The 5,803-nt window shown below is 58.2% G+C and carries 5 protein-coding genes and 1 pseudogene; 1 reads left to right on the top strand and 5 read right to left on the bottom strand.

Annotation, left to right across the window (positions count from 1 at the left end):
• Window positions 1-488 precede the first annotated feature (488 nt).
• Window positions 489-638: pseudogene (locus AC0L3B_RS37815) on the bottom strand (hypothetical protein); the annotation flags it as partial.
• On the opposite strand from AC0L3B_RS37815, the gene AC0L3B_RS37810 reads away from it, so the two are divergent.
• The gene (locus tag AC0L3B_RS37810; protein ID WP_473382607.1) at window positions 635-775 is read left to right on the top strand and encodes a hypothetical protein; all 141 of its coding nucleotides are present in this window, start codon (window positions 635-637) and stop codon (window positions 773-775) included. The pseudogene AC0L3B_RS37815 and the gene AC0L3B_RS37810 sit on opposite strands and share 4 nt — an antisense overlap.
• A 160-nt stretch (window positions 776-935) precedes the next feature.
• On the opposite strand, the gene AC0L3B_RS37805 is transcribed toward AC0L3B_RS37810, so the two are convergent.
• The 4 genes from AC0L3B_RS37805 to AC0L3B_RS37790 all read right to left on the bottom strand — a co-directional run bounded on the left by AC0L3B_RS37805 (window position 936) and on the right by AC0L3B_RS37790 (window position 4,911).
• Entirely contained in the window at window positions 936-1,733 is a 798-nt protein-coding gene (locus tag AC0L3B_RS37805) for an ABC transporter permease (RefSeq protein ID WP_473382605.1), read from the bottom strand.
• Complete coding sequence (locus tag AC0L3B_RS37800) at window positions 1,733-2,614, bottom strand: ABC transporter permease (protein ID WP_473382603.1); 882 nt, start codon at window positions 2,612-2,614, stop codon at window positions 1,733-1,735. The genes AC0L3B_RS37805 and AC0L3B_RS37800 overlap by 1 nt, the downstream gene beginning before the upstream one ends.
• A gap of 8 nt (window positions 2,615-2,622) precedes the next feature.
• Complete coding sequence (locus tag AC0L3B_RS37795) at window positions 2,623-3,684, bottom strand: ABC transporter ATP-binding protein (RefSeq protein ID WP_473382602.1); 1,062 nt, start codon at window positions 3,682-3,684, stop codon at window positions 2,623-2,625.
• A gap of 114 nt (window positions 3,685-3,798) precedes the next feature.
• Window positions 3,799-4,911, bottom strand: a complete 1,113-nt coding sequence (locus AC0L3B_RS37790) for an ABC transporter substrate-binding protein (protein WP_473382600.1) — start codon at window positions 4,909-4,911, stop codon at window positions 3,799-3,801.
• Window positions 4,912-5,803 lie beyond the last annotated feature (892 nt).

The raw sequence follows: 5,803 nt of genomic DNA, 5'->3' as shown, positions 1-5,803 counted from the left end.
CCGAGAAAGGAGCCGATATGATCAAGCAAGATGCTAAAAATGGCATCAAGCTCAAGGGCCGCGGGCTCGATCTATCCCCAGCAGTCTAGCCTCACACGGATCTGATCAGTGCTAGCCTAGCATTACATCGTTTGGGCAGAGCGGAACAGCTTCTCGCCCAGTGGAATCATGTTTTCAGTCATCTTCCCTCGTCACGCTTTTCCTTCCGCCCAGTTTGGATATGAGTCATCCACTTGACCCGATCTCCAGAAGCTCCAGAAGCATGGCCTCCGGTTCGCGGGGAAAACGCGCAAATTCGACAGGAATGGCGCATTTATCGGCCAAAATGTCTGCCGTCGCAGCCAATTTGCCTTATAAACGATTCCTCGACAGTTTAGCTCTCGGGCCTCCTACGCGCTGCCGGTTTTGCGCCAATGGATTCGGCCATTGATGACGCCTCCGAGCGCGAGAGCGCCATGATGGATGCGGCTCACGACGCGGCCAGTTCAAAAGCCCGCAAGCGGCGCAGCGTTCTTCAGTGCGGTGGCATTGCCTCTCGTCAGCTTCACCGCAAGCTGGCCGGCGACCATCCTGTAGGCGGTGACGTCGGTGTGGCTGCCGGTCGCGAGCGGCACGGCGGCATCGAGGAAAGCTTTTGCTTAATGCGCGCGCGATCGGCAAGTTTGGCGCGGTCTCCGTCGTCTGTTCACCAATGGCGGCTCCGCCGATCCTGCTCGATGGCGACACGCTGCGCGCCGGCCTCATGCGATCGACCCTTTTGCCGGTCTCCTTCTGATAGACGCGCGCAAACGCCCTATCGAGGATGACGGCTCCCGGTGAGCTTGCCGGAAAAGCTCTTCACAAAGTGTCTGCGTTCATGTGTGTCCTCAAGGATTTTGAATGTTTAGTCGGCGTTGGGCGACGCCATGGGCTCCAATGGAAGTTGAGCTATGCTGTTAGCGTTGTTCGCTCCTCAGCCGCTCGGCGCGGTTACGCAAGAACTGCGCAGTGGCGAGCAGCAAGGCTATCAAAATTATCGTGAGCGTCGATATGGCCGCGATCGTGGGATTGAGCCCGTAGCGCAGATCGTCCCACATGCGTCGCGGCAGCGTGACGGCGCCGGATCCAGATAGAAAAAGGGCCACGATCACCTCGTCGAACGAGCTAATGAACGCGAACAGAGCTCCGACGAGAACGCCGGGCCGGATCAGAGGTAACGTTATTTGCCAAAAGGTGGCGCCAGGCGTCGCGCCCAGGCTCAATGCCGCCTGTTCAAGCCTAGGATCAATTCCGGCCAAGCTGGTGCTGACGCTAGTTACGACGAACGGCACGGCCAGGCAGGTATGCGCAAGTACGATCGCGATCGGCGTGCCGACCAAGCCGTAGCGCGAGAAGGCGTAGTATACGCCGATTGCTACGATTATTCCTGGCACGACCAGCGGCGATAGAATGAGCCCAGTCGTGATCACGCGTAGCGGTCGAGGCAAGTGGACCATACCGATCGCGGCAAGAGTTCCTAGCGTAGTCGACATCGCCACAACAGCTGCCGCAATCCAGAGGCTAAGCCACGTTGCGTCCAACCATTCAGCATCACCGAAGTAGGCCTTGTACCATCTCAGACCAAAGGCTGGTGGCGGGAACGTAAGATAGTCCGCGGTGGAAAAGGAGAGCACGAAGACCACAATAATCGGAAGCGCGAGAAACAGCAGGATGAGCGTGACGATCAACGGTGGCACGAAGCGAAGAGTGCTCATTACTTACTCATCCTGAAAGCGTTGCCCACACCGGGCAGGAGCTGCGCAATGGCGACCAGGCCAAGCGCGGTAGCCAGCAACAAAGCGGAAAGGGTGGCCGCATAACCCCAGTTGAGTTGATCGACCTCCTGGGCAATCAGCATCGAGAGCGTGATGTCGCGCGATCCTCCTACCATCGCGGGTGTGATGTAGAACCCGAGCGCCAGCACGAAAACCAGCAGTACGCCGGCTGCTACGCCCGGCATTGACAACGGAAACGTGACCTGGCGAAAGGTGCCCCAGGGTGTAGCGCCCAGACCTGAGGCGGCCCGCTCCAGCGAGGGATCGATTTGCTGCAGCGCATTGGCGATCGGCAGGATCATGAAGGGCAATAAAATGTGAACCATCGCAATCTCAGTCGCAAGCGTCGTGTTGAGTAGCCGGATTGGCTGCTCAATCAGACCGACCGCTAAGAGCGTTTCGTTGATCAGGCCATGACGACCAAGCAGCACCATCCAAGCGTAGGTCCGCACCAGTACTGATGTCCAAAACGGCAGCAGGACCACAATCAGGATAAGAGGCGCTGTCGATTGGGCGCGTGAGAGCGCGAGCGCCACGGGATAGCCCAGCATCAGCGTGCTTAGCGTGACTACAAACGACGTGCTCAGCGTGATCCAGAGGACTTTGATAAAAACGACGTCGCCCGGCAGTGCCGCATAGTGGTCCAGCGACCAGCTGGGATCGTTCAGGCTGCGCAGCAGCATCGACATGACCGGAATGGCGTAGAACACGACCATGTAGACGACTAGCGGTGCGACGAGCAGCACCGGGGTGAGCCGTGACAGAGCGCGCTTCCGACCGCTCCATAGGACGCGTGAGGATGGTATGATTGCTTCAGACATTGCACGCTCTACACAAGGATCGTGTCCGCGATCGACCAGGCGATCTCTGCGCGCTCGCCAACGTTGCGACGGCGGACCGCTGCGCTTGATGCTTCCTTGAGCACCATCGAGGTCCCGTTATCGGCCTTCAGCAGATAGCGGCAACGCTCGCCAGCAAACACTGCATCCGTCACCGTAACCGACATTCGGTTGATGGCTTGTTCGGACTCAGCAAGCCTGTCGGCGAAACGCAGCCGCTCCGGCCGGGTCGTCAAGGTGACCTCGGCGCCGATTGTGGGACGAAGTGATGTCACGACCCGCACCAGTACACCCTCGCACTCCGCAACGACGATGTCGCTTTCCAGGCCGCGGACGACCGCGGGATAAAAATTGGATTCGCCGACGAAGTTCGCCACGAAGCGATTGCAGGGCCGGTCGTAAAGATCTTCCGGCCGCCCGACCTGTGCGACCTTGCCGTCGTTCATGACGACGATGCGATCGGACATGGTCAGTGCCTCCTCCTGGTCATGCGTCACATAGATGAAGGTAATGCCGAGTTCTGCGTGCAACCGGCGCATCTCAAGCTGCAGATTTTCCCGCAACTGCTTGTCGAGCGCGCCCAGTGGCTCGTCCAGCAACAGCAGACGCGGTTTGAAGACAAGCGCACGCGCCACTGCCACGCGCTGCTGCTGACCTCCGGAGAGCTGGCGTGGATAGCGTCCCCCGTAGCCCGGCAGGTTCATCAGCTCGAGCGCCTCGTCAACCAACCTCGCGCGCTCCGCCTTCAGCACGTGACGCTGCTTCAGCGGGAAGCCGATGTTCTCGGCCACGGTCATGTGTGGAAAGAGGGCGTAGTTCTGGAACGCCATGCCGATGTTGCGACGATAGGGCGGCATAGCAACCACCGACACACCGTCAATCCCAATGTCGCCTTTGCTGGGAGTCTGGAACCCCGCAATCATCATGAGTGTCGTGGTCTTGCCGGAGCCACTTGGTCCCAACAGAGTAAGAAATTCTCCCGACCGAACATCGAGCGAAACTCCATCTACGGCGGCGAAGCCGCCGTAGCTTCTTTCCACCTCGCTCAGCAAGACTGAAGCGCCGCGAACACGATTACTGTCCTGAGACAGAGCTGCAGGGCTTAACGTACGCTTCATGATATCCCTAGTTTTATTTCTCTCAATAATCGACGACAACAGAAGCCCCTACCCCAATAGCCATTTGTTGAACTTCGCCTGGGCCATCTCGCGATTCTCGACCCACCATTCATAGTTGTAGGGCAGGAGCCGCTCCCTGATCCCGGGGGAGGTAGGCAGTTCCGCCTGTCGCTCGGGCGGGATGTACTTGAAGGCGTCTTGATTGGTCGGGCCATTGGGAAGCGCAAGCGCGAAACGCGCCTGAGGGATTGCCATGCTCGTATAGCCGATGAATTTCATTGCATTCAGCTTGTTCTTGGCTCCCTTGAGAACACCCCAGCAATCACGACCTAACAGCGCCTGATTCCAGCCGATCGCCACCGGCACGCCTTGCTGGCGTAGTGCCTCAATGCGAGCGCCCCAGACCGTCGTCATGATGACCTCGCGGTCAGTGAGCAGCTGCAACGGCTGATTACCAGTGGTCCACCACTTTGACACGATCTTCCTAATGTTGTCGTAGCTCGCCAGCGCCTTGTCGACATCGATTGGATAAACCTTCTCGGGCGGAACACCGGCGGCCATCAGCGCGAACTCCATCTCTGGGGTTGAGCCGCCGCCGATGCCGTACATGGCTCGATCGCCCTGGAATTTCTTGACGTCCCAGAAATCAGCCCAGCTTGCTGGTGCGACACCATTAAATGCGTCAGTGCGGTAGGCCATCGCTTGAGTCCAAGCCTGGTAGTCTACGCCATATTCGAAGCGGTACTCCTGGCCGACCCCATCGTCGACCATCGAGTAGTCGATCTTCTCGAAATAGTCACCCGCTTTCATCAGCCTCAGGATCGTTCCACGCGAGACTTCCGCCAAGTCCCATCCGACATTATCGGCGTCGACCATCGCTTTGACTTTGGCCGAATCCATATCGGAAAAGGCGCGAACCTTAATTCCGGTAGCTCTCTCGAACGGCTCGAAGAACGCCTTCTGATGTGCGGCGAGCCCTACGCCGCCAAAGGTGGCAACGCGCACCTCGCCGGAGCCCTTGAGGAAGTCCGGGACGGCGGTCTGCTCGGGCCAAGCAGTTTGCGCCCCGGCCGCTCGCATGACGACAGGTGCGGCGACTCCGGCCATGATCAGGCCAACGACGCGGCGCCGACCAATGGTTTGATTTGGACGTTTACCCATTGAACCCCTCCTTCATTCTTTCAGCACAACCTCCGTGGAAATGCCTGAAATTCCGGGCTCTTCGCACGATGAAAACAACAGGATTATTCTTGATTCCGCCTGAGCCCCGAAAACTGTGCTCATCATGAGTCAGAGCGTTTTCCCTTGTGATCAGAATTGATCGTTATGCTTGTGTTGGACATCGTAGAGGGCGCTTGCGCACAAAAACCGTAAAAATCGATTCTTAACGCGGAAATCCTGCAATTAAAGACACTCCGCGCGCTTTCTGCCCCAGTCACTTGCGGCCGTTCGCCATGTCGGCATAGAGCTGCGCGTCTTTAGTGAACCAGTCCGTCCGGCGCTCACTTACGGATGGAACATCGATTTGTCCGCGGAGCCAGCAGTCGCTCATCGCTGATCCATAAAGTGTGCCGCAGCCACCGGACACTCGATCGATTTACAACAGCCGCCGGGGAGCTTGTGTTGCGGATGCCACGACCAAGATGCAGGAATCTTGAACATGCACTCACCGACCAGGACTGAGGTGCAACATCAATCGGAGAGAGAACGGTGGGCGGGCGCATTCAGCTCAAGTTACAAGTCGCGGTAGCATTCTAATAACCTCGTCGCGTGGCAGACAGCCAACGCGGCGGACCACGTTTCCAAGTCTTCCGGCCATCGCGTTTGATCGACCCTGCAATCATGTCTCCCTTCCGTTCTCGAAAGTCGCAACCGCCGATGTGGCCCGATCCAATTCAGCTCAACCGGCTTCACGCCTCGACTCTCGCAGGTGCTCCAATGTCAGGAGCTCTGGTGCAGGCTGTCGTTCGCCGCAGTTGAAATCCGTTAAGAACGCCCTGAAGCGCTTGATTTGGGCGTGAGCGCGGCGTTCATTGCACAAATCAAAAATCGC

The organism is Bradyrhizobium sp. Kon56 (genome assembly GCF_055807635.1).
Note: the sequence above shows the minus strand (reverse complement) of the source record. Positions and strands in the feature narration are given on the sequence as shown.